This is a genomic window from Pyxidicoccus trucidator (assembly GCF_010894435.1).
GTDB lineage: Bacteria > Myxococcota > Myxococcia > Myxococcales > Myxococcaceae > Myxococcus > Myxococcus trucidator.
Genome location: NZ_JAAIXZ010000018.1, coordinates 127,164 through 149,262, shown reverse-complemented (window position 1 = coordinate 149,262; position 22,099 = coordinate 127,164). Strand labels below are relative to the sequence as shown.

Genomic DNA, 22,099 nt, shown 5'->3' with positions numbered 1-22,099 from the left:
CCACGCTGACTCAAGGACGGGGGTGGTCTCCGACGGGCACGTGCTGCTGGAGGAACCGTCCGACGAGGGCCTGGGCGAGCTGGCGGCCGAAGCCGCCATCCCAGACGTCGAAAGCATGCTCCGCGTACGGCAGCGTGAAGAGCTGGTGCGGCACGCGGGCCTGACCGAGCCGGGTGGCCAGCGCCTGTGAGGCGTCGAGCGGCACCTCGCTGTCCGCCCCTCCGTGGACGAGGAGCGTGGGAGGGGCTTCCGGGCCGACGTGAGTGAGCGGGGAGAGCAGGGCGTACAGGTCCTCATGGCCCTCCAGGGGCACCCCGGTGAAGCCCTCCAGGTTCCGCCGCGAGTCCGCACCGGAGCGTGTGGCGTGCCCGGCAAGGTCGCTGGGGGCATAGAAGCTGATGACCGCCTTCACGGACGTGTCTCCGGCGTCGCAGGAGGAGGGGAGCCGCGAGTCGCCCGTGGCATAGGCGACGAGGGTGGCGAGGTGCCCGCCCGCGGACTCGCCGAACAGGACGAGCTGGGCCGGGTCGATGCCGTAGGTGGCCGCGTGCGCCTTCACCCAGGCGATGCCGCACTGGACGTCCCCTGGCGCCTTCAGGCCGGTGGCGGGAGGGAACAGCCGGTAGTCCAGGCTGATGACCGGGTAGCCGCGCGAGGTGAGGAAGTCGGCCCAGGCTCGGGCATAGCCGCGCTCCCCTCCGCTCCACCCACCGCCGTGGAGGTACAGCACGGCCGGCCGGGCGTCGGAGGTCCGGACGTCGGGGAGGAAGATGTCGGCATGCAGGTCGACGCCTTCGACGGTGGCGAAGCGCACCGTCTGGCTCGGGAGCGGCCGGTCGGCCACGAGGGGCCGGAAGTACTCGCGGAAGCTGAGCGGGATTCCGTGCGTCCGGGCCATCCGCCACGCGGAGAGCGCGGGCGTCAACGCGGCGTAGAGGAGGAGGAGCACGACGGCCCATGCTCCCCAGCGCAGCCAGGTCCACCTCCCGGAATGAGTCACATAGACGGTGAGCAGCGCCGTCACGAGCGCGGGCAACAGCAGGACGAGGCTGTACTCGCGCAGGATGCCCTTGAGGAAGTGCAGGAGCGGGGGTGTCCCGGAAGGCGCGAAGAACACCGCCACCAGCAGCAGGCCGCCCACGGGGTTCAGCAGCGCCAGGAAGGCGAGCAGTGGAAGGAGGCGGGAGAGGCGGAACGGTCGTTTCATCCGGAAGGCGGCCAGGCGGTTCGCGGTTCAGGGAACCCGCGAGCCCATCCTGGCTGGCAGCGCCGCCTTCGGGAACACCTCACTCCAGAATCCGCGAGTCCTCCTCCGGTTCCTCCAGGGGCTCACGGAAGCAGGCGCGGGCCCCTCCGCAGGAATGCGGGTGCACGAGGTCGTCATCCGGCCCCACGCTCTCCCCCGTCGAGACGCACCAGAACGTCGCCGTCGAGACGAAGCCCGAGTCCCACTCCACCGCCGCGTCGTACCGGAAGCCCGGCGTCCCCTTGGAGCGCAGGCGCCGGCAGACGGGAGGTGGCTTCTGCTCGCTGCTCGAGTCCATGCGTGCCCCTCAGGCCTTCGACGCGGCGAGGACCGTCCTGCGCACCACCGCTTCGAGGACGGGGACCTTGTAGGCGTTCTTGGACAGCGGCGTCGCTCCGCTCACGGCCGCCTTCGCCACCTGCCGTGCGAGTTCCTCGTCGACCGGCTTGCCCACCAGCAGCTTCTCCGCCTCCGTCGCGCGCCGGGGCGTCGGCGCCACCCAGCCCATGACGATGGACGCCTGACGGACGACCCTGCCGTCCATCCGCAGCACCACCGCGACGTCGCAGATGGGCCAGTCGTAGCTCTCGCGCTCACCCTGCTTGTGGTACGCCGCCTTCGTTCCCGCTCCGGGCACGGGGATGCGCACGCGGGTCAGCACCTCGTTCGGCGCAATGACCGTGTCGCGCGGGCGCTTCATGTCCGGGGGCAGCAGGAGCTCGGACACCGGCACCACCCGCGTCTTTCCGCCGGGCCCGGTGAGCTCCACCGTCGCCCCGTAGGCCACGAGCGCCGTGGCCGGCGTGGACGCGTGCACCATCGCCGTGCGCTGGTTGTCGAAGATGGCGTGGTACTGGTTCTGCCCCTCGCGCACCCGCTCGGCGTCATCGCCCCCGGCCTGGTGGAAGAAGTCATTCCGGAAGTACCAGCAGCGGGGCCGCTGGAGGAGATTCCCCCCGATGGTGGCGGCGTTGCGCACCTGGGGCGTCGCCGCGTGCTCGGCCGCGTCCGCCAGCGCCACGAAGCGGCCGCGCACGTCGGACTCCCGCGAGAGTCGCGCCAGCGTCACCAGGGCGCCGAGCTCCAGGCCCTGCTTCGCGTCGAAGCGCACCCCGTCCAGGCCCTTGATGCTCTTGAGGTTGACCACCCGCTGGGGAGCGACGACGCCGTTCTTCATCAAGTCCAGCAGGTCCATCCCGCCGGCCTTTGCAAGGACGGGCTTGCGGTCGCTTGTCTCACCCAGCAGCAAGGCGGCCTGCTCCACGGACTCCGCATCCACCCACTCGAAGCTCTGCATGAATCCTCCAGTCCGCTCAGGCGCGCAGCGCCGCGAGGACGTTGGCGGGTGTCATGGGCAGCGTGCGGATGCGCTTGCCCGTCGCGTTGTAGAAGGCATTGGCCACCGCGGCCGCTGTCGCCACGTTGGCGGGCTCGGCCACTCCGCGCGCATCCGTCGAGGACTGCGCGCCGAGCTGCTCCAGGAGGATGACCTCGATGCCTGGCACCTCGCGCGAGCCGACAATCTTGTACTGGTCGACGTTGGCGTTGAGCTGGTGCCCGCTGGCGAGGTCCAGGTGCCGCTCCTCGTAGAGGGCATAGCTCACCCCCTGAATCACCCCGCCGTAGATTTGACTCTCCGTGAGCTTGGGGTTGATGGGGCGCCCGCAGTCGTGCACGGCGACGACCCGCTCCACCTTGACGATGCCGGTCTCCGTGTCGACCTCGACCTCGGCGAACTGCACGCCGCCAATGCCGTGCCGGCTGATGCTGATCTCCGGGGTGACCATCATGTAGCCCTCGTAGTCGTCGCGGCGCTCGGCGCGGTGGGAGAGCTCCACCACCCCGGCCTTCTTGACGGCCTCCTTGAAGGGAATCGCCGTCGCGGGCTTCCCCTTCACCAGGACCTTCCCGTCAGCGAAGACGATGTCGTCCGCGCTCGCCTGGAAGTGGGGCGCCAGCCGTGAGGCCAGGTCCCGCACGCAGCGGTGCGCGGCGTTCCGGGCGGCCGGCGTGAGGGAGCTGGTGACCCGGCTGCCACCGGAGGCGGGCCCCATCGGGTAGCGCGAGTCTCCGACGTGGGCGCCAATCTGCTCGGGCCGCAGGCCGAACTCCTCCGCCACCACCTGCGCGAGGATGGTCCGCGTGCCCGTGCCGATGTCCTGGGTGGCGTTGAAGGCCTCGACGGAGCCATCTCCCGTCACCCGGACCTCGCAGGCGGTGTTGCGGTGGACCAGGTAGATCCACTGGGACTGCGCGAAGCCCATTCCCCGCTTGATGGGGCCCTTGTCCGAGCCCGCGGGCCGCCGCTTGCTCCAGCCGAACCGGTCGGCGCCCATCCGGCGCTCGTAGGCGCGGGCCAGGCTGTCGTCAGTCCCCGAGACGTCAATCTTCGTGCGGAGGGCGATGGGGTCCATCCCGAGCTTCTCCGCCAGCTCGTCGACGGCCTGCTCGAGGGCGAAGATGCCCTGGACCTGGCCGGGCGCACGGAAGGCCGCGCACGGGCCGGCGTTGGTGAAGACGTCGTATTGCTCCACCTTCACATTCGGGCACTCGTAGAGCGTGGAGTGGCAGAAGCCGACCCCCGCGCCTCCGGCCACGCCGCCGGTGCCATGGGCCTGCACCTGGAGCGCCACGAGCGTGCCGTCACGCTTCGCGCCGAGCTTGAGGCGCTGGATGCTGCTCGGCCGGTTGCCGCCCGACACATGCTCGTCGCGGCGGTCCAGGACCATCCGCACCGGCGCCCCCGCCTTGCGCGAGAGGTGGATGGCGAGCAGCCCGAAGCTGCCGATGCCGTACTTCGCGCCGAAGCCGCCACCGGTGAAGTCGCTGAGGACGCGGACCCTGCTCTTCGGCAGGTCGAAGTACTCGGCGGCCTCGTCCCGGACGCTGCCGACGTGCTGGGTGGACGCGTAGAGGGTGAGCACGTCGTCCTTCCAGTCCGCGACGAGCCCATGCGGCTCCATGGGCACGTGGGTCTGCACCTGGGTGCGGAACTCCGTCTCGACCACGACGTCGGACTCGCGGAAGCCCTTCTCGACATCCCCGCGAGGGCCCACGCCTCGCGGCTTCGTATCGGGGCCGCGCACGTTGCCCTTCTGGGGCAGGCCCGGGGGCGCGCCTCCGCCTCCCGCCGTGGATGCCTGCTCGGTGGGGCCGGGAAAGACGCGAGGTGCGTCCTCCTTCATCGCATCCTCGAGCCCGCTGACATGGGGGAGGCGCTCGTACTCCACCTTGATGAGTCGGACCGCGGCCTCGGCGGCGCGGGGCGAGTCGGCGGCCACGCCGACGATGGGCTGGCCCGCATAGCGGATGGTGGGGTAGCGGCTGCCCTGCTCCGCCTTCGGGTCCCGGAGCCGCGCCGCCGAGAAGACCCGCTCCATGATGTGGATGGCGCGGACCCCCGGGTAGCGCTCGGCCGCCGAGGTGTCGATGGACTTGATGCGCGCATGGGGGTACGGCGACAGCAGCCGCTGGCCCCAGAGCATTCCGGGAAGCTGGATGTCGAAGGTGTAGCGGGCCCGGCCGGTGACCTTCTCCACGCCGTCCAGGCGGGAGATGGGCTTGCCGATGGACTTCAGCTTCGCGTTCTCCGGCAGGGGAGGGGGCTCGTCCTCGGGCACCCGCCGGGTGACCTGCTTCAGCCCCTCGCCGACGATGCCGTAGGCCATGACCTGCTGCCGCGCGGGGCCCGGGTTGGGGGGCGGCGGCTTCTGGGGGCCCGCGGCCTGCTTCCCGCCTTCGGCCGGCTTGCTGGGGGCCTGGGTGCCCGTGGTGTCCTTGACGTCCTGCATCAGCTCTTCCCCTTGCCCTTGCCGCTCGCCTTGGCCGCGGCGAGGGTGGCCTTGAAGACGTTGGGATAGGTGCCGCACCGGCATAGATGGCCGCTGACCGCCTGCTTCACCTCGTCGAGCGTGCACTTCGGATTGCGGTCCACCAGCGCGGCGCAGCTCATCACCATGCCGGGGGTGCAGAACCCGCACTGGAGCGCGTCGTTCTCCACGAAGGCGCGCTGCACGGGGTGGAGCTCGTCGCCCTTCGCGAGCCCTTCGATGGTGGTGACCTTCCGGCCCCGGGCATCGAAGGCCAGCGTCATGCAGCTCGCGGCCACCTCGCCGTCGAGCCACACCGTGCACGCCGAGCAGGCGCCCCTGTCACAGCTCACCTTCGTCCCCGTCATGCCGAGCTGGTGGCGCAGCAGCTCCGCCAGCGTGGTGCCGGGGTCCGCCTGGACGGAGACGGTGCGGCCATTGATGGAGAGCTGCAGGGTCGACGGCTCGGGCCCCAGGACGGGAGGAGCCGCGGTGCCGGCCGCCTGCGCGGCGGTCTGCGCCAGCGTGGCGGTCAGCGCGGACGCGCCCGCGCCGGTGAAGAAGGCGCGGCGGCTGAGCTTGGGAAGCAACGGCTTGGGGTCGGAATCATCATCGGGTGGGGCCAAGGTCGAGTGCTCCTCTCGGCCCACATCGTTACAAAAGCCGTTACGTTTCCTCCAAACCCGTGGGTGACGGTTCCGGAACCAGTTTCGCCTTCTCAACGAAGCGCGACGGCCCGGGGCTCGCTGCCGGACAGTGCGCGGGAACAAATTCCCAGGGGATTTCGTCCGACACCCGTGACGACCCGCTCACCAGGAGGCGCCCAGCTCGAGCATCAGCACGTGCTTCTCGTAGTTGCCGTTGGTGTAGTCGTAGGCGTGGCAGACGTAGTCCGGCGCCACGCAGGTCCCGGGCTCATCGGTGAGTCGCGTGTCCACGTTGGACCGGTTCACCAGCAGCTCGTAGCGCGCGGAGAGCTGAAGCCGCGCGGACAGCCGCGTGCTCAAGGCAGTGCCCAGCACGAAGCGCCTGTCCTGGCGTCTCCGCCGTCCAAGCTCCTCCACGCTCCCATCCACCGCCGTGACGCGCAGGTAGCTGTCGTGCAGGTAGTCGCGCCGCTCCACCTCGGCCTCGAGGCTCGCGTCGAAGCGTCGGCCGAACACGAGACGCGTGGAGGCGCCCGCCGCGTGCCCCGCCCAGCCAAAGGGGATGACGTACTCCTGCGACGCCCCGGAGGAGTCGGGCGACGCGAGCTGCACCAGCGTCCCGATGCGGTCCTGCCGGTAGCGGTACCACGCCGTCACGCTCTGCGCCGCCAGCCGCAGCTCCTGGGACAAGGTCGCATCCAGTCGCGGACCGGTGAGGTAGTCGAACTCGCTGGCCAGGCCGGTCTTCTGGGCGAAGGTCAGGTCCAGCCGTGTGCTCGTGAGCTCGCTCTCGTCCACCGCGAGCCAGGCCCAGCCGTTCGCGGAGGCTTGCAGCCCGCGGAAGTCCGACAGGCCGGTGAAGAACAGGTCCCCTCCCGCGGAGACGCCCACGCGCACCCGGCGGGCCGCCTCCCACTCCACCGAGGCCGCCGCACGGTGCAGTTGCAGCGAGTAGTCACGCAGCGAGTCCTGCGTGTAGGCCCGCTGGATTCCGCCATAGGAGAGGTGCGCGAACAGCGTGTCGGAGAGGCGGAAGCGGGCCGCGAGCCCCACCCCGGCTTCCGCGAAGACGCTCGCCGTGTCGGTGTCGCTGCTCGTGTCGGACACCTCGCGCGCCGCCACGCCGACCTGCAGCACGTTGCTGTCGAAGCCCAGGCCCGCTCCCGCCGACAGTCGCAGGCCCGGGCCGCTCGCGCGCAACCCGAAGGAGAGGCGGTCGAGGTACTGGTGCGCGGTGCTCCGGTCCCCCGGCTCCAGCGTGAGCGAGAGCGCCGCGGTGATGTCCTCCCGGGCCACGGTGCGTGCGCCGGTTCTCCAGGCCGAGGCGCCGGCCATGAGTTTCGCCCGGCCCGAGTCCGGGGCGAGCGTTGCCGCCCGGAGGAAGTGCGCGCGCGCCTCGTCGAAGCGTCCCGCGTCGAAGGACACGAGGCCCTGGCGGTACGCCTCGTCGCTCTCGCTCACGGTGCGGCCCTGGGCCTGGGCGATGAGGGCGCGTAGCTCCTCCACCAGGACGGCCTCCCGCTCGGAGGCGCCGGGGGCCGCGCGGTCCGCCCACGTGGCGGCGCGCTCGGGGGCGCCGGCATCCAGCGCGGCGAAGCCCGCGTTGGCCCAGGCCACCCGCGCGAGTGCCGGGTCGACGGCGGCGTTGGCGAAGGACTGCTCGGCTTCGTCGAAGCGGCCGAGCGCGTAGAGACAGGCGGCGCGGTTGAAGCTCCACTGGCCGGGCTCGGGCGCGTCCTCCGCGAGCATGGCGGCGTCGAGCGCCTCCAGGGCTTCAGCGGGCCGCCCCGCGCGAAAGCGGGCAAGCCCCACGAGGTAGAGCGCGGTGCCGAGCCTTGGCGGCAAGGCCGCCTGCTGAGCGAGTTGCTCCGCCTCGTCGTACCGGCCTCCGGCGAAGGCCTCCCGCGCCAGCTCGAGCGGGTCTCCCGTGGCGAGCAACGCCACGAGGGTGAGCGCTGGGACGACCGTCATGGTCGCGGTTGCGGGGGCGGCGGCTGCGAGTAGGGCGGCGGTGGCGCGCCGTCGGTGCGTGGCGACGAGGGGCGTGTGCGCCCGTCACCGCCCGGCGGAGGCTGTCCGTCGTTACGCCCCGGTCCCCGGCCTGACGGCCGCTCGCGAGACTCCGTGCCAGGAGGCGGCCGTACAGCGTCACCGCGGGGCGGCGGCGCCGGGCGGTCCGTCCTCATCCGGCCGATGATGGTGTCGACCTTCTCGCCTGGAGCGATGACGTCCACCGTGTGGGAGCTGCGCACGCGGGCCCCGGGCTCGTTCGCGGAGGGCGGCGGGGGCGCGGAGGTGGGTGCCTGGGGCGGGCGCGCCGCACCGGTGGAGGACTCGGGTGGCCGCGCCGCGCCGGTCTCCGCGGGAGGAGGCGTCGCGGGGGCGGGAGCGGCCGTGGGCGCCGCCGGAGGCCGCGCCGCACCGGTCTCCATGGGCGGAGGGGCGACCTGCTCCTGCGCACGCGCGGCGCCGGAGGAGAACAGGACGAGCGCCACGAGGACGGCGGCAATTCCTGGCGGGTACCTGTTCATCCGTCCGTCACCTCCAGCACCACGTCGTGCTCGATGCGCTGCTCACCGGCGCGTGCCTGGGCCGTCACGAGGTATCGGCCCGGTCGCTGCCCGCGCACCGCGATGGGGATGACGTTGCTACCCGCACTGAGTGCCTGGGTCCACTGGAAGGAGCGCAGCGGCAATTCCTCGCCGTCCGCCCAGAAGGAGAGCCCCTCCGGCAGGCTCACCTGGAAGTCCGCCTGCTCCACGGCCACGTCCGCCGTGAAGTCCAGCTTGATGACCGCCACCTTGCTCACGGGGACCTGCGTGCCGGGGACGGCAAGCGGGCGCGAGGCCACGGTGGGCGGCGGGGCAGGGGGCTCCTGCACCGCGCTCAGCACCAGGAAGGCGGCGACGCCCGCGGCCACGCCCACCGAGGGCCAGAGCACCGGGGCCCGGTGGCGGAACAGCCAGCGCACCCGGTCCCACCCGGGAGCAGGGTCCGGCGGGCCCGCTTCCACCAACCGTCGATGGAGCGCGGACTGGAAGTCGAGTGAGGGCGTCTCCTCCCGCAGTGTTCCCAGGCGCTCGCGCAGCGCGCGGTCCTCGGTCTCTTCGGGCTCACTCATTTCCCACTCCTGGAACCTTGAGACGAAACGTCGCCATGGAATGTTCCCACCGCTCCGGATTCAGCCGGGCCCGCGGGCGCCTGCTCCCCCGCCAGCAGGGTGCGCAGCTGCGTCCGTCCCCGTGAGAGGCGCGACTTCACCGTGCCGACGGGCACGCCTTCGATGGCGGCCACCTCTTCATAGCTGTGTCCCTCCACGTCGAACAGCACCACCGCCGTGCGGAACTCCGCCGGCAGGGTCCGCAGTGCGCGCCACAGCCGCTCGCGCTCCTCCGCGCGGGCGAGTCCCTCGTCGGCGGACTCGGTGGTGGAGGGTGCGCGGGCGTGGTCCTGCTCCAGCGGCTCCTCCAAGGCCCGCTCCCGGCCGGCGCGGCTGCGCGTGGCGTCGAAGAAGACGTTGCGGACCACGGAGTAGAGCCACGTCTTGAAGGCGGACTGGAAGCGGAACGAGCGCAGGCTCTTGTAGACCTTCACCAGGGCTTCCTGCGCCAGGTCATCCACGTCCGCGTCCGACGCGGCGAAGGCGCGCGCGAAGCGGCGCACCTGCGGCATGTGCGAAGCAATGAGCAGCTCGAAGGCGCGCACGCTGCCGTCCTGGGCCTCGAGGATGAGTGCGCGCAGCTCGTCGTTCACGGTCAAGGCACCAGTGTAGCGGTCCGTGCGGCACGCTCCGCAAGCGCGGAAAAAACCAGTGCCGGGAACACGAAATCAATTCGTCTCGTCTCTTGGGCGCAGTGGGAAGCGGCCGGGCACCTGAATACCAGGGGAGCACAAATGACGCGCAGCAGGAGCAGTCAGTGGCTGGGAGCACTCGCGTTCGCAGCGGGCGCGATGACGGTGGGTTGCAGCTCGGACAAGACGGCGGATGAGGCCACGGCGGAGGTCTCCCAGGCCGTGGAGGCCGCGTCGGACTCGAGTGACGCGGTGGAGGTCTCCAGTCTGCTGCGAGGCATGGACAAGCTGCGCCCGCAGGCGGTGGAGGGCTTCCACTGCGACGCCACGCCGGACATCACCTACGTGGACGTCTGCGGTCAGAGCCTGCCGGCCACGGTGCACCTCGAGTGGACGGACTGCGCGGCGCCGGAGCGGCCCGGAGGGCGCGGCGGCGGCCACGGCGGTGGTGGCGGTGGCAGGCCTCCTCCCCCGGAGGGTGGCGAAGGCACGGTGCGCGAGCACTCCACGCAGGGGCGCGATGGCGGCCCGCCCGGTGGTGGTGGCTCGGGTCGGGGCGGACCTTCCAGCGGCACGGTGGACATCGCGTCCACCTACGAGGCGCCGGAGAACTGCGAGGGTGCCGTGACGCAGAGCCAGTCGGTCACCTTCCAGATTTCCCGCACGAACGACGCGGGCGATGTCTCGACGTCGCAGGGCACCACCTCTTCCACGTCGGAGCTGACGCTGGGGGCTCCGCCGCGGCAGAAGTCCACGCAGGCGGACGTGACGCGCACCCGGACGGATGCCTCGGGCGCGGTGGTGAGCTCGGTACACCTGACCGGCTCCCTGTCTGTCTCATTCTCCAGCGACACGCCGCCGGTGCGCACGCTCGACGGTTCCTACACGGAGGAGTTCCTCGACGGCACGCAGGGCACCGTCACGCTCGAGGCCATCGTCCGGCCGCCGCGCAACGTCTGCCCGTGGCCCACGTCCGGGACGCTGACGCGCGCCAGCGCGGACGGAGAGTCCCATGTGCTGGTCTTCGGTCCGGAGTGCGGTGACGCGACGCTGGATGGCACCACGCTGAGCCTGCCCGAGCGCGGCGAGAGAGGTGGGGGACGCCGCTGAGGCGCCCCTGAGGTACCGCGGCCCGGGGAGACTCGTCTTCCCCCTCGCCACCCCGGGCCGCGGCCTCATCTTCACTGCGCGAGCACCTCGCGTCGGCTCCAGTCCTTTCAGACCCGCCCACGGGTCAGCTCCGCCCTCGCAACATCGGCCGGGATGATTCTCGAATTCTGGCTTTTCGCTTTGACCTCCGCTGTTGAGCTTTCCTACTTTCTCAATACTCGTGCGTGAACCCGACGCGCGGAATCGAGAATGGAATGAAGGCGCTCTGGCTGTGCGGAATCACGGTGGCGATGTCGCTGACGCTGGGTTGTTCGGACGGGCCCGCGGCCCGGGAGGAAGCGGCGGAAGGCTTCGCGCTCCTCCAGCATGACGAGACGACGCTCGAGGCCACGTACCGGGCCGGCGGCGCTTCGGTCCGCGTGCTGGTGGTGGAGACCGAGTCCAAGGTCGTCGAGGCGACCTACGACTTCGGTGAGCCGGTCATCGGCTTCCACATCGACTTCAACCAGGGCACCGGCAGCTTCAACCCGAGCGGCGCTCCGCTCGACGCGGCGCAGGCCGGGTTGATGGGCCCGCTGCTGGAGGGAATCACGAAGCTGGTGGCCGAGAAGGACGAGGCCCAGCGCACCCGCGTCGAGGACGTGGCGATGCGCCAGACGAGCTTCATGCAGATTGTCCCGGTGGGAGAGCTCCTCACGGGCTACGAGTTCGTCTCCGAGCGCGGCTGGACGCACCTCTCCTGCACCTGCGGCAACCAGAACATCGGTTCCGGCTACTACCGTCAGGCGGGCCGGGGCTGCGGCTGCACCGGCGGCTCGGGCGGTGGTTGCAAGGGCCGTTGTGGCCAGGGCTGCGGCATCACCAGCACGCCCCCGTGCGTGGGGACGACGGTGTACACGCAGGACTGCGCCAAGCACGACTACGGCCTGGGCAGCTTCGCCGCGGCTTCTGATGACTACACGTTCGCCGGCAACAACTGCAGCTGCAGCGGCGTGGGTACCTGCGGCTGATGGCTTCCTCCAGGACATTGCTCGCGCTGGCCGCCGTCCTGGGCCTGGCGCAAGGCTGTAGCCGGTCCTCCGGTCCCTGTCCCGATGGCGCGCGGCTGAACGGCCGCGCGCCGCCGGAGGGCACCGTGCAGTGGTGCGCGAAGTCCGACGGCGTGAAGCATGGCCGCTGGGCGGAGTGGCACTCCAACGGCAAGTCCAAGACGGAAGGGCAGTACGTCGACGGAAAGATGGAAGGCCGCTGGGTCAGCTACTTCGAGGATGGCGTGAAGCAGCTCGAAGGCGAATACCGGGGCGGCCTCAAGCACGGCCTGTGGACCCTCTACTACGAGGAGGGAAAGAAGAACCGCGAGGAGGTCCATACCGCGGGCTCGAAGGAGCTGAAGTGGACGGCGTGGCGCTCCGACGGCCAGAAGTGGGCCGAGGGTACGCTCGTCGGACACCAGGCGCAGGGCCCCTATTCGGAGTGGCACCCGAACGGCGCGCTGGCCGTCGAGGGCCATTACGAAAACGGCGCGAGGACCGGCGAGTGGAAGTACTGGGACCTCAACGGCCAGGCCTCGGCCGCGCCGCAGGGCGACTTCTCCCGGGACTGACTCTCGTGAGCGGCCTTCTTCGAACGGGGCCTCTCGCCGCGCTGCTCCTCGTGGCGGCGGCAATGGGCGCGTGCGAGGTGCCGCACGCGCCCGTCTCCGCCACGTCGACGTCGGAGCGGAAGCAGCCGGTGATGGGCGGCCAGCTGGAGCCGGGCTTTCCCGCCGTGGGGGCCATCGTCCCGGTGTCGCCCATCTGCGGCGAGCCGGACGCGGCGTCACCCGTCACCTGCACGGGCACGCTGGTGGCGCCCCGGGTCGTCCTGACGGCGGCGCACTGCGTGGAGAACGCCGACGCTCCGCAGGTACTCTCGGTGGTGTTCGCGGCCGAGACGGCCCGGGCGCTCGGCACCGAGCGCGTGCGCGTCATCGACGGGCGGCTCCACCCCGACTGGCGCGCGGGAGCCCATGACATTGGCGTGCTCATCCTGGCCCACGATGCGCCCGTCTCGCCCATGCCCCTGAGCGGCATGTCGCTGCCCGGCGACGTGGTGGGGAGGACGACGCGGGTGGTGGGCTTCGGCCTGGACGACCAGGGACTGACGGGCCTGCGTCGCGGCGGCACCGCTCGCGTGTCAGCGGTGGCGGCGGGGAACTACTCCATCGAGCGCGCGCCCGGAATGTCGTGCGGTGGCGACAGCGGAGGGCCCTCGTTCCTGGAAGTCGACGGTAGCGAGCACCTCATCGGCGTCACCTCGTTTGGAGACCTGGCCTGCACGGTGGGCACCAACACGCGCGTCGATGCGCACGCGGAGTTCCTCCAGCAGGTGCTCGACGACGTTGCGCGCGCTCCGCCCGAGAGGGCGCCCATCGACGCGACGGTGGATGCCTGCGCCGCACGGTGCGAGGGCCATGCGGACTGTCCGCTGGGAATGGCCTGTGTCACCCGGCCCGACGGCGCGCGGAGCTGCGCGGCGGCGGGGCTGGAGGCAGGCCGCTTCGGCGAGGCCTGTACCGGACCCGACGGGACACGGCTGTGCGTGAAGGCGGGCGGCACCTGCCGGCTGTGGCTGCCCTGCAAGGAGGAGGAGGGCACGGAGGAGGCGGGCTGCGCGGCCACGGGCGAGGGGGGAGCTGTGACGTGGGCGGTGCTGCTCGTGCTGGCCGCAGGCCCGCGCCGCTCCCGCTTCAGGGGAGCCCGCTCTCACCCTCGGTGAGTTCCGTGCTCTCAGGAAGTGAAAAGTGAGGGAAGGTAGGCAAAGGTCGCAACTTTCCCCTGCCTGCTCCGATAAACCAGTATTCGGTTCCTCCACCGTCCCAACGAAGGCACGCCCCCCATGAAGCTCTTCCGGAAGACGCCCCCCTCTTCCCCCCGCATCGACACGGCCACCCCGCCGAAGTCGCCGAAGGGGAGCCCTTCGTCTTCGCCCAAGCCGTCGCGCACGGACTCCCCGTCCTCCCGGCCGTCGTCTTCCGGGCGGCGCCAGGATGACTTCGACACCGGCGCGGCCCGGACGCGCCCGCGCCGGCTTTCCACCTCCAACACGGACCAGGTGCGGGGCCCGGACGCGAGCGGCGCGAAGAAGCCGACCAGCAACTCGGACATCCGCAAGTGGTACCTGGACAAGGTGAAGACCATCCCCGAGCTGGACAAGAAGTGGGCCGCCGAGGGCGTTCCGCTGCAGGAGCGGGCCCGGCGCGCGGTGGAAATCCGGCACGACGCCCGGCTCGAGGCGCGGAAGATGATGAAGAACCCGCTGGAAGTCGCGCTGCTCCGCGCCCGGGACTTCTTCACGTACGGTAGTATCAACGGACCGAGCTTCAACCAGCTGGTGAAGAAGGCCGAGGCCAAGGGACTCCAGGGCGATGAGGTCTGGAAGGAGCTCCTGGGCAGTTCGAACCGGACCAACCAGACCGTGAACCAGCACATCCTCGGAAACACCCAAGCCACCCCATGACTGCCGACGAGCTGATGACCCGGAAGCTGAGCTGGGCCAAGGCGAGTGACCCCCTCCACCCCTTCCGGGCGCAGGTGGACGGGCACACGCTGACCATCCGCCTGAACGACTTCCCCGAGGAGTCCATGTACTCGCTCCTCATCGACGGCAACGCCGTCAGCGACTTCGACGACTGGCCGAAGAGCTGGAGCCGTCCTGGTTAGCTCCTGGGGCGCGGGCCTCGAAGCTCGCGCAGCAGGCCCAGGGTATGGCGCGGCCCGTAGCGCAGGGTGACGAAGAGCAGCGCCAGGAACATGAAGAGAAAGGGGCCTGCCAGGGCCCCCAGCACGACGCCGGCCACCAACCCGCCGAGGCCCCACAGCGCGCCCGCGGAGAAGCCCAGCGTCGCGCCCACCGCGGCGCCCAGCACCGCCCCGGCCAGCATCATCGGCTCGATGAGGTTCATCGGTCAGTCGCCCCGCTCGCGCGCGATTAGAAATTCCCTGGGCGCCCGCTGGCGTCAATCATCGCCACATGGACGTGCCTTCGCCAGCGCAGCCCGTGCCCATCGCCGTCCAGCGCCGGGTGCGGGCGCTCGTCTTCATCACCGTGTTCCTGGACCTGGTGGGCTTCGGGCTCATCATCCCGCTGCTGCCCTTCTACGTGGAGTCCATGGGTGGCTCGGCCACGACGGCGGGCGTGTTGCTCGCGCTGTTCTCCTCCGCGCAGCTGGTGGCCACGCCCGTGCTGGGGCGCCTGTCGGACCGCGTGGGCCGCCGCCCCGTCATCCTGCTGAGCCTGCTGGGCAACGCCATTTCAATGGCCCTCTTCGCGTACGCCACCCACGTCCACCTGCTGCCCGTGCTCTTCGCGTCGCGGCTGCTGGCGGGCGCCACCGCGGGCAACCTGGCCGCCTGCCAGGCCGCCGTGGCGGACGTGACGGACGCCAAGTCCCGGGCCGCGGGGCTGGGCCGCGTGGGCGCCGGAATCGGACTGGGCATGGTGCTGGGGCCCGTCATCGGCAGCCAGCTCCATGTCTGGGGAGAGTGGGCGCCTCCGCTCGCCGCGGCGGTGCTCGCGGCGGCGGCGATGCTGGGTGTCTTCCTCCTCTTCCCGGAGACGCATCCGCGCCATGGCCTCGCGAGCGAACCCGCCACACCGGGCCGGCCCCGGGTGCGGCTGGTCCAGGCCCTGGCCCAGCCGGGCATCGCCCCGGTGCTCGCGCTCTTCTTCCTCACCTTCTTCGGGATGACGAACCTGCAGGTGTCCTTCGGGCTGCTGGCCCAGGAGCGGTTCGGCTGGGGGGAGCGCGAGGTGGGGCGTCTGTTTGCGTTGATGGGGCTGATGACCTTCGTGCTGCAGGCCTTCGCCATCGGCTGGCTGACGCGCGTGGCGCGAGGCCTCACGCTCGTGCTGCTGGGCGCCACGCTCATGGGCGCGGGGCTGGCGTGCATTGCCCTGGCGCCCCATCCCGCCCTGCTCGTCGTCGCCATGCTGCTGGTGGGCACGGGCATGGGCATGCTCCAGCCGGTGCTCGCGAGCCTGGCTTCCGCGCTGGCCGGGCCGGACATGCAGGGCGGCGTGCTGGGTATCGCCCAGTCCGCGGGGGGACTCGCGCGGGTGGTGGGTCCGGTGTGGAGCGGCTTCCTCTATTCGTCCATCTCTCCGGGTGCGCCCTTCGTGAGCGGCGTCGCCGCCGCGGGCCTGTCCCTGGTGGTGGCGGCGTCGCTGCGCGGGCGTCAACCGGCAGGCAGTCCGCCTCCCTCCACGGTGAAGTCCTGACCCGGCACTGAGCAGCGGCTCATGTCCCTCCACGGGCTGTCCCGGCGCTGAACTCCAGACGCACCTGTCTTCAAAGGTGTGCGCCGCGTGCGTGTCCCGGGCCTGTGCGCGGCAGCACAGGCCCGACACGCCTGGGGGCAATGGCTGGTGAGACTTCCCACGCCCACCCTCCCTGCCCTGGGAGGAATTGATGGCGCGAGCGAGCGTGGTGCGCGGGTTGGTGGCCGTTCTGCTGCTGGGAGGGTCCGGGTGCGGTGTGCAGGAGGCCGGTGTCCTGGACGCTCCGGAGGAAGTCCTCCCCGCGGAGGACGCGGCTCCGGACGGCGCCGAGCAGAAGCGTGACAAGCCACGCTGCACTCCAACAGCGGGAGGCCCGCACTGGCTGAAGGAGGGCGAGCCCCTCACGCTGACCGTCTCCTGCGCCTCCGGCCGGCGCGCTCGCGGCGCGGCCTTCCGCATCGAGTCGCTGCCGCGTGGGGCCCGCTACGACAAGCACACGGCGACGCTGCACTGGACGCCAGCGCTGGACCAGGCCGCCGTGTACACGCTCAAGCTCCGCGCGCCCGGAGGAGAGGAGGGCACGGTGAAGATTGGCGTGGCGGACAACTGGGCGGACCCCGGCAACGTCCCGGTGGTGGACCTGAGCCGCTACACCGAGGAGTACGGGCTCCCGGTGGTCCACATCCAGGGCGCCTCGCAGATGAATCCCGACGCGCATGTCCCCATCGCCGTCACGTACCGGGGCCACACGCATGCCGCCGAGGGCAAGCTGCGCGGGAGCAGCTCGCTGGCCTTCCCCAAGAACAGCTACACCGTGAAGTTCACCGAGGAGGACCTGTTCAACGAGCCCGAGCTGGGGGGCGGCTTCACGCAGCGGCGCTCGCTGGTGCTCATCAACACCTTCAATGACAACTCCTACCTGCGCGCGAGGCTGGGCTTCGAGCTGTGGGGTCGGCTCTCACCCGAAGCCCTCCAGGTGAAGACCTTCAGCGCGGTGGTGTTCCTCGACGGCGCCTACCACGGGCTCTACACGGTGGCCGACCATGTGAACAAACACCTGATGGCCGCGCAGGGGCTGAGCCGGAACGGCAACCTCTACAAGGCGGACACGGGGGCCGCGAACTTCAAGCTGGTGGACGCGGACGGCGTGCCCAAGCGCAACCCGCACCTCGGCTTCGAGAAGCAGGACGGCAAGCCCGAGGCGGGAGAGCCGGGCGCGTTCGACGACCTGGATGCCCTGGTCACCTTCGTCGCCACCGCCAGCGACGAGGAGTTCCGCGCCCAGGGGCCCCAGCGCATCCGCCTGCGCGACTACGCGGACTGGTGGGCCTTCGTCACGCTGCTGGTGGCCATCGACTCGGACATCAAGAACGCCTACCACTACCATGACCCCCAGGGCGGCCCCTGGCGCTACATCCCCTGGGACCTGGACGGCACCTTCGGACAGACGTGGAAGACGCAGCGTCTGAGGCCCACCGCCGCGCTCGACACGGGCGCGGAGAACGGGATGTTCGGGCGCATCCTCGCCGAGCCCACCTTCTCCGCGCCGCTCCGCGCCCGGCTCAAGGCCGCCCTCTACACGGACCTGGCCCCGGCGCTCCTCCACGCGCGGCTCGACGCGATGGCCCAGGAGGTGGGCCCGAGCGCCCGCAGGGACGAGCTCCGGTGGGGGGAGCAGTACCGCAACTTTCCGCTCTGGTCCTTCCGGACGGACTACACCACCTTCGACGAGGAGGTGACGTACCTGCGCGAGTGGCTCACCCTGCGCTGGGTCTTCCTCGACGCACAACTGTCCACCGCGCCCTGACTTTCTCCAGAAGAGAAACAAAGATTGCCAATTCAGGCTTTCCCCGTGCTAACGGAGTTCCACGCCTACGTGCCGCGCCAACCCCCTGGCTCGCATCGTGGGCCACGGGGAGGACTGAATGGCCTCGAATTCGAGGAGTGTGGCTGCGAGCCGCTGGATGCTGGCGCTCGCCGCCGGGTGCTTTCTTCTGAGTCTGGAGGCAGTGGCGGCGCCTGTCGGGCAGACCATCTGGCTGCGGGCCTGCGCGTCGCAGCAGTACGTGTCGGCGGACCAGAACCTGGGGGCCACCGCGCCCCTGGTGGCGAACCGCGCGACGGTGCAGGGCTGGGAGCAGTTCCAGGTGGTGGACGCGGGGAGCGGCTCCATCGCGCTGCGCGCCACCGGCTCGGGCCTGTACGTGTCGGCAGACACGAACCTGGGCGGACAGCTCGTCGCCAACCGGCCTGGCATCCAGGACTGGGAGCGGTTCGAGTGGGTGGAGCTGGGCAATGGCTCCATCGCGCTGAAGGCCCGGAGCAACGGGCTGTTCGTGTCCGCGGACCTGGAGCGTGGCGCCTCCGCGCCGCTGTATGCCAGCCGTGCGGCCGTCGGCGGGTGCTGGGAGTCGTTCACCTGGGCCGCCATCGGCGGCGGTGGCGGCTGGGTGCAGGTCTGGAGTGACGAGTTCGACGGCAACAGCGTCAACACGTCCAACTGGTCCCACAACACCGGCGTCCATGTGAACAGCGAGCAGCAGCAGTACACCAGCTCGCCGAACAACGTGCAGGTGAGCAACGGCACGCTGAAGCTCATCGCGCGCAACGAGTGGAACAACGGCTATCCCTTCACCTCGGGCCGCCTGGAGAGCGCTGGCCTGCGGGAGTTCGGCCACGGCCGCATCGAGGCGCGCCTCAAGATGCCGGTGGGCCCGGGCCTGTGGCCGGCGTTCTGGCTCCTCGGGAACAACATCGGCCAGGTGGGCTGGCCCGCCTGCGGTGAGCTCGACATCATGGAGAACGTCGGCTACGGGAACTGGACCTCCGGCGCGCTGCATGGCCCCGGGTACTCCGGCAACACGCCCATCAACGGCCAGTTCTTCCCGAGCAGCCCCGTCAGCGACTGGCACGTGTACCGCACGGAGTTCTCCACCGCGGACATCAAGTGGTTCATCGACGGCGCGCTGGTGAAGACGGTGACGCGCGCCGAGGTCGAGCGGTACGGCGCCTGGGTGTATGACCGGCCCTACTTCATCATCCTGAACCTGGCGGTCGGCGGCACCTACCCGTTCGGCGCGAACGGCGCGGCCACGCCCTACTACGGCGTGCCGCAGTCCACGCTGGACCTCATCCGCCAGACGCCGCAGCAGCTGGAAGTCGACTGGGTCCGCGTCTACCAGTGGCGCTGATGCTCCCCTCCCTCCGCTGGAAGGAATCCCCCATGTCCCTCAATGCCTCTCATTGGAAGCCGCTGTCGCTCGGGGCCGCGTGCCTCGCCACCCTGCTGGCCTGCTCCGGGCCGCCCGACGCTTCCGCCGACGAGCCGGTGGGCACGGCGGAAGGCGACGCGCTGGCGACGCGCGTGGTTGGCTACTTCCCCACCTGGGCCGGCGACGTCAACGCCATCCAGTACGACAAGCTGACCCACATCAACTACGCCTTCGCGCTGCCCACGGCGCAGGGCGGGCTCACCGGGGTGAGCAGCGGCGATGCCCGGCTGCGCGCGCTGGTGCAGGCCGCGCATGCCCGGGGCGTGAAGGTGCTCATCGCGGTGGGCGGCTGGAACGACGGCAACGACAGCGCCTTCGAGCAGATGGCCGCCAACGCCGGCGCGCGCACCAACTTCGTCAACACGCTGGTGGCCTTCGTGAACGCGGCCGGGCTGGACGGCGTGGACCTGGACTGGGAGTACCCGGAGCCCGGTGCCTCCGCGCAGAACTTCGGCGCGCTGGCGCGCGAGCTGGGCGCCGCGATGCACAGCCGGGGCAAGCTGCTCACCGCCGCCGTCGTCGCCAACGGCTACTACGGCGAGGGCATCCCCGCGTCGGCGTTCGGCGACTTGGACTTCCTCAACATCATGGCCTACGACGGCGGCCAGCCCCACTCGACGTATGACTTCGCCGTCCAGGCGCTGAACTACTGGGTGGGCCGTGGGCTGCCCCGGTCCAAGGCGGTGCTGGGCGTTCCGTTCTACGGGCGCTCGCCGTCGTCCTACGTCGCCTACTCGCAGCTCGTCGCGTGGGACTCGCAGGCGCCGTGGAAGGACAACGTCGGCGACGTCTATTACAACGGCATTCCCACCCTCCAGGCGAAGGCGCGGCTGGGGCTCCAGCAGGGCGGGGGCGTGATGATCTGGGAGCTGACCCAGGACACGCAGGGGGCCACGTCGCTGCTGAGCGCCATCGCCCAGGTGCTGCAGTCGTCGGGTGGCACCGCGTACCGGTTGGTGAACAAGCTGACCGGCAGGTGCGTGGACATCGACGGCCCGAGCAGCGCGGACGGGGCCACCATCCACCAGTGGGACTGCCACTCCGGCACCAGCCAGCAGTGGGTGATGGAGCCGACGGACAGCGGCTACGCGCGCTTCATCTCTCGCTACAGCGGCAAGGCGCTGGACATCGCCGAGGTGAGCACCGCCGACGGCGCACGCCTGCACCAGTGGGGCTATGGCGGTGGCGCCAACCAGCAGTTCCGGGCCGTGTCGCTGGGCAACGGCTACCACCGGCTGGAGGCGCGGCACAGCGGCAAGGTGCTGGACGTGGCCAACTGCTGGAGCAGCGGCAACGGCACCATCCTCCAGCAGTGGGTGTGGTCCAACAACGACTGCCAGCAGTTCCTGCTGGAGCCGCTGTAGTCACTCGCTCCGGAGCCGGGTGCTGCCCTCCTACCGCCAGCGGACGGAGGGCAGCACCATGCCGAGCGCCAGCAGGCCGATGGCCAGCCACAGCGACGAGCGGCCGTTGATGGCATGGAGGATGGCGAGGATGAGCGCGCCCAGGCCGCAGATGAGGGGGATGGACATTGGCTTGTCTCGTTTCGTTGACCGCGCGGTGGAGTAGGAAGAGCGCGCCGGGTTGCCGGGGCTCCCAGTAGACGTCGCCCGCGCGGATTTGTGAGCCGCCAGAGGGGCCCGTACACCAGTTGTCAAAGGATTCACGGTTTCCGGGATGCTTCGTCCTGGGGATACAGCCGGATCTTCGGCCATCCCCGGGTTTCTGCCTTGCACCTCGTAACCGCGAATGTGCGTGAACGTTTCTGGGCGATCTGGCAGCGCCACCGGGACTACCTCTTCAGTCAGAGTTTGCGGTTGATGAATGGCAACCGGGTCGACGCGGAGGACGCCCTCGGCGCCGCGATGCTCCGTGCGTGTGAGAGCTTTCCACGCCATGCCAGTCACATCGCCAATGAGAAGGCCTGGCTGGGGCGGGTGCTCCACAACGTCTGCGTGGACGTCTACCGTGTCCGTCGGCGCTATCAGGACACTCCCTCCTTGGAGGAAGACGCGTGGGCCGAGTCCGGTGGACTCCTGCCTGGCGCGTCTTCGCCCGAGGTCGCGCTGCTGATGGGAGAGCTGGGCAGCCAGCTGCGGGGCAACATCCTGGCGCTGCCTCCGCACCTGCGTGAGCCCGCCGTGATGCGCTTCCTGCAGGACATGCCCTATGACGACATCGCCTCGCACCTGGGCTTGACGAACTGCAACGTCCGCAAGCGCATCCAGCACGCCTACAGCATCTTGCGCGTGACGCTGAGGAGCAGGCGGTCCACCACCGGGGCCGGCCGCGGGAAGAGCTCGTCGCGGCGCGGCTCCCCGGCCCGCGGCGGCAAGCGTCGGCGATGAATCCACGCCGCTAAAGCTTTCCGGAAATCACACGGGTTTCCGGCGCGAGTCCAAGAGAGTGCAACGGGCCGTGGGCGGGGGATTCACGGTTCCTCCAGCAGGCCTGGCGCAATCATTCCCAATCACACCACACGAGGAGCAGACCCATGGCCAATGACATCAAGGTGACGTACCAGAACCTCTCGGACAACAAGGACGGCAGCGTCCTGGTGTTCCTCAAGAACCGCCGCGCCGACCTCACCGCCCTGCCGCCCACCGCGTGGCAGGTCATCAGCCGGGTGGGTTTCAATGGCTACCACAACTTCACCTATACGGTGGAGACGGAGGTGGCGGTGTCGTGGGGCGGCGGCGCCAGCGGCGTGCTGCCCATGAGCGTCAACGAGGGCAGCATCTACGCCCTCAACCAGATCGAGCAGGACTACGAGCTGATGCAGACGGGCCTGAGCACCGAGTCCAACGAGATTGATGTCGCCAACAACATCCACACGCCGGGCGGCATCGAGGTGACGCTCATCAAGGACGGCCAGCCGGTGATGAAGCAGCCGGGCGTGGGCTTCGGGGACCAGGCCTCCTTTGGCCTCACGCCGAAGATCTACGTGGGCCTGGTGCGCAACGT

23 protein-coding genes are annotated in these 22,099 nt (G+C 70.4%); 12 read left to right on the top strand and 11 right to left on the bottom strand.

The window, feature by feature from the left end; genetic code table 11:
• Positions 1-10 precede the first annotated feature (10 nt).
• From G4D85_RS37700 to G4D85_RS37660, 9 genes are all read right to left on the bottom strand, one after another.
• Complete coding sequence (locus G4D85_RS37700) at positions 11-1,207, bottom strand: alpha/beta hydrolase (RefSeq protein WP_164018951.1); 1,197 nt, start codon at positions 1,205-1,207, stop codon at positions 11-13.
• A 79-nt stretch (positions 1,208-1,286) separates the two neighbouring features.
• Positions 1,287-1,544, bottom strand: a complete 258-nt coding sequence (locus G4D85_RS37695; protein ID WP_164018950.1) for a hypothetical protein — start codon at positions 1,542-1,544, stop codon at positions 1,287-1,289.
• A 9-nt stretch (positions 1,545-1,553) separates the two neighbouring features.
• On the bottom strand, positions 1,554-2,543 hold the full coding sequence (locus G4D85_RS37690) for an FAD binding domain-containing protein (protein WP_164018949.1): 990 nt from the start codon (positions 2,541-2,543) through the stop codon (positions 1,554-1,556).
• 16 nt (positions 2,544-2,559) lie between these two features.
• Positions 2,560-5,037, bottom strand: coding sequence for a xanthine dehydrogenase family protein molybdopterin-binding subunit (locus G4D85_RS37685; RefSeq protein WP_240359733.1), 2,478 nt, complete (start codon positions 5,035-5,037; stop codon positions 2,560-2,562).
• Positions 5,037-5,681 (bottom strand): (2Fe-2S)-binding protein, encoded by a 645-nt coding sequence (locus tag G4D85_RS37680; RefSeq protein WP_164018948.1) that lies wholly within the window; start codon positions 5,679-5,681, stop codon positions 5,037-5,039. The genes G4D85_RS37685 and G4D85_RS37680 overlap by 1 nt, the downstream gene beginning before the upstream one ends.
• Positions 5,682-5,864: 183 nt before the next feature.
• Positions 5,865-7,673, bottom strand: a complete 1,809-nt coding sequence (locus G4D85_RS37675) for a tetratricopeptide repeat protein (protein WP_164018947.1) — start codon at positions 7,671-7,673, stop codon at positions 5,865-5,867.
• A complete protein-coding gene (locus tag G4D85_RS37670) occupies positions 7,670-8,233 on the bottom strand; it encodes a hypothetical protein (protein ID WP_164018946.1) in 564 nt (187 codons plus the stop codon). Before G4D85_RS37670 ends, G4D85_RS37675 begins: the two co-directional genes overlap by 4 nt.
• Positions 8,230-8,823, bottom strand: coding sequence for a PH domain-containing protein (locus G4D85_RS37665; protein WP_164018945.1), 594 nt, complete (start codon positions 8,821-8,823; stop codon positions 8,230-8,232). Before G4D85_RS37665 ends, G4D85_RS37670 begins: the two co-directional genes overlap by 4 nt.
• The gene (locus tag G4D85_RS37660; RefSeq protein WP_205525878.1) at positions 8,820-9,455 is read right to left on the bottom strand and encodes an RNA polymerase sigma factor; all 636 of its coding nucleotides are present in this window, start codon (positions 9,453-9,455) and stop codon (positions 8,820-8,822) included. Before G4D85_RS37660 ends, G4D85_RS37665 begins: the two co-directional genes overlap by 4 nt.
• A 141-nt stretch (positions 9,456-9,596) precedes the next feature.
• Here G4D85_RS37660 and G4D85_RS37655 point away from each other — a divergent pair, with 141 nt between their 5' ends.
• The 6 genes from G4D85_RS37655 to G4D85_RS37630 all read left to right on the top strand — a co-directional run bounded on the left by G4D85_RS37655 (position 9,597) and on the right by G4D85_RS37630 (position 14,305).
• A complete protein-coding gene (locus G4D85_RS37655; RefSeq protein WP_164018943.1) occupies positions 9,597-10,604 on the top strand; it encodes a hypothetical protein in 1,008 nt (335 codons plus the stop codon).
• Between the two features lie 254 nt (positions 10,605-10,858).
• Positions 10,859-11,614 carry a hypothetical protein gene (locus tag G4D85_RS37650; protein ID WP_164018942.1) on the top strand — a complete coding sequence of 252 codons (756 nt, stop codon included), beginning with the start codon at positions 10,859-10,861 and terminating at the stop codon, positions 11,612-11,614.
• Positions 11,614-12,207, top strand: a complete 594-nt coding sequence (locus G4D85_RS37645) for a toxin-antitoxin system YwqK family antitoxin (protein ID WP_164018941.1) — start codon at positions 11,614-11,616, stop codon at positions 12,205-12,207. Before G4D85_RS37650 ends, G4D85_RS37645 begins: the two co-directional genes overlap by 1 nt.
• Positions 12,208-12,212: 5 nt before the next feature.
• On the top strand, positions 12,213-13,361 hold the full coding sequence (locus G4D85_RS37640; protein ID WP_240359732.1) for a S1 family peptidase: 1,149 nt from the start codon (positions 12,213-12,215) through the stop codon (positions 13,359-13,361).
• Between the two features lie 120 nt (positions 13,362-13,481).
• A complete protein-coding gene (locus G4D85_RS37635; protein WP_240359731.1) occupies positions 13,482-14,102 on the top strand; it encodes a hypothetical protein in 621 nt (206 codons plus the stop codon).
• The gene (locus G4D85_RS37630) at positions 14,099-14,305 is read left to right on the top strand and encodes a hypothetical protein (RefSeq protein WP_164018940.1); all 207 of its coding nucleotides are present in this window, start codon (positions 14,099-14,101) and stop codon (positions 14,303-14,305) included. Before G4D85_RS37635 ends, G4D85_RS37630 begins: the two co-directional genes overlap by 4 nt.
• Here the strand turns inward: G4D85_RS37630 and G4D85_RS37625 are convergent.
• Positions 14,302-14,547, bottom strand: coding sequence for a hypothetical protein (locus G4D85_RS37625; RefSeq protein WP_164018939.1), 246 nt, complete (start codon positions 14,545-14,547; stop codon positions 14,302-14,304). The genes G4D85_RS37630 and G4D85_RS37625 overlap by 4 nt on opposite strands.
• 68 nt (positions 14,548-14,615) lie before the next feature.
• Between G4D85_RS37625 and G4D85_RS37620 the strand changes: the two genes are divergently transcribed.
• The 4 genes from G4D85_RS37620 (at position 14,616) to G4D85_RS37605 (ending at position 20,499) form a co-directional block, all read left to right on the top strand.
• Complete coding sequence (locus G4D85_RS37620; protein ID WP_240359730.1) at positions 14,616-15,863, top strand: MFS transporter; 1,248 nt, start codon at positions 14,616-14,618, stop codon at positions 15,861-15,863.
• Between the two features lie 190 nt (positions 15,864-16,053).
• Entirely contained in the window at positions 16,054-17,670 is a 1,617-nt protein-coding gene (locus G4D85_RS37615) for a CotH kinase family protein (RefSeq protein WP_164018938.1), read from the top strand.
• Positions 17,671-17,788: 118 nt separating this feature from the next.
• The gene (locus G4D85_RS37610; protein ID WP_164018937.1) at positions 17,789-19,054 is read left to right on the top strand and encodes a family 16 glycosylhydrolase; all 1,266 of its coding nucleotides are present in this window, start codon (positions 17,789-17,791) and stop codon (positions 19,052-19,054) included.
• A gap of 32 nt (positions 19,055-19,086) precedes the next feature.
• On the top strand, positions 19,087-20,499 hold the full coding sequence (locus tag G4D85_RS37605) for a glycosyl hydrolase family 18 protein (RefSeq protein WP_164018936.1): 1,413 nt from the start codon (positions 19,087-19,089) through the stop codon (positions 20,497-20,499).
• A 30-nt stretch (positions 20,500-20,529) separates the two neighbouring features.
• Here G4D85_RS37605 and G4D85_RS37600 read toward each other — a convergent pair whose 3' ends face one another.
• On the bottom strand, positions 20,530-20,667 hold the full coding sequence (locus G4D85_RS37600; RefSeq protein WP_164018935.1) for a hypothetical protein: 138 nt from the start codon (positions 20,665-20,667) through the stop codon (positions 20,530-20,532).
• A gap of 90 nt (positions 20,668-20,757) precedes the next feature.
• Between G4D85_RS37600 and G4D85_RS37595 the strand changes: the two genes are divergently transcribed.
• Complete coding sequence (locus G4D85_RS37595) at positions 20,758-21,483, top strand: RNA polymerase sigma factor (protein WP_338052930.1); 726 nt, start codon at positions 20,758-20,760, stop codon at positions 21,481-21,483.
• A 146-nt stretch (positions 21,484-21,629) separates the two neighbouring features.
• Positions 21,630-22,099, top strand: a 470-nt coding sequence (locus tag G4D85_RS37590) for a hypothetical protein (protein WP_164018933.1), incomplete at its 3' end; no start/stop codon positions are given.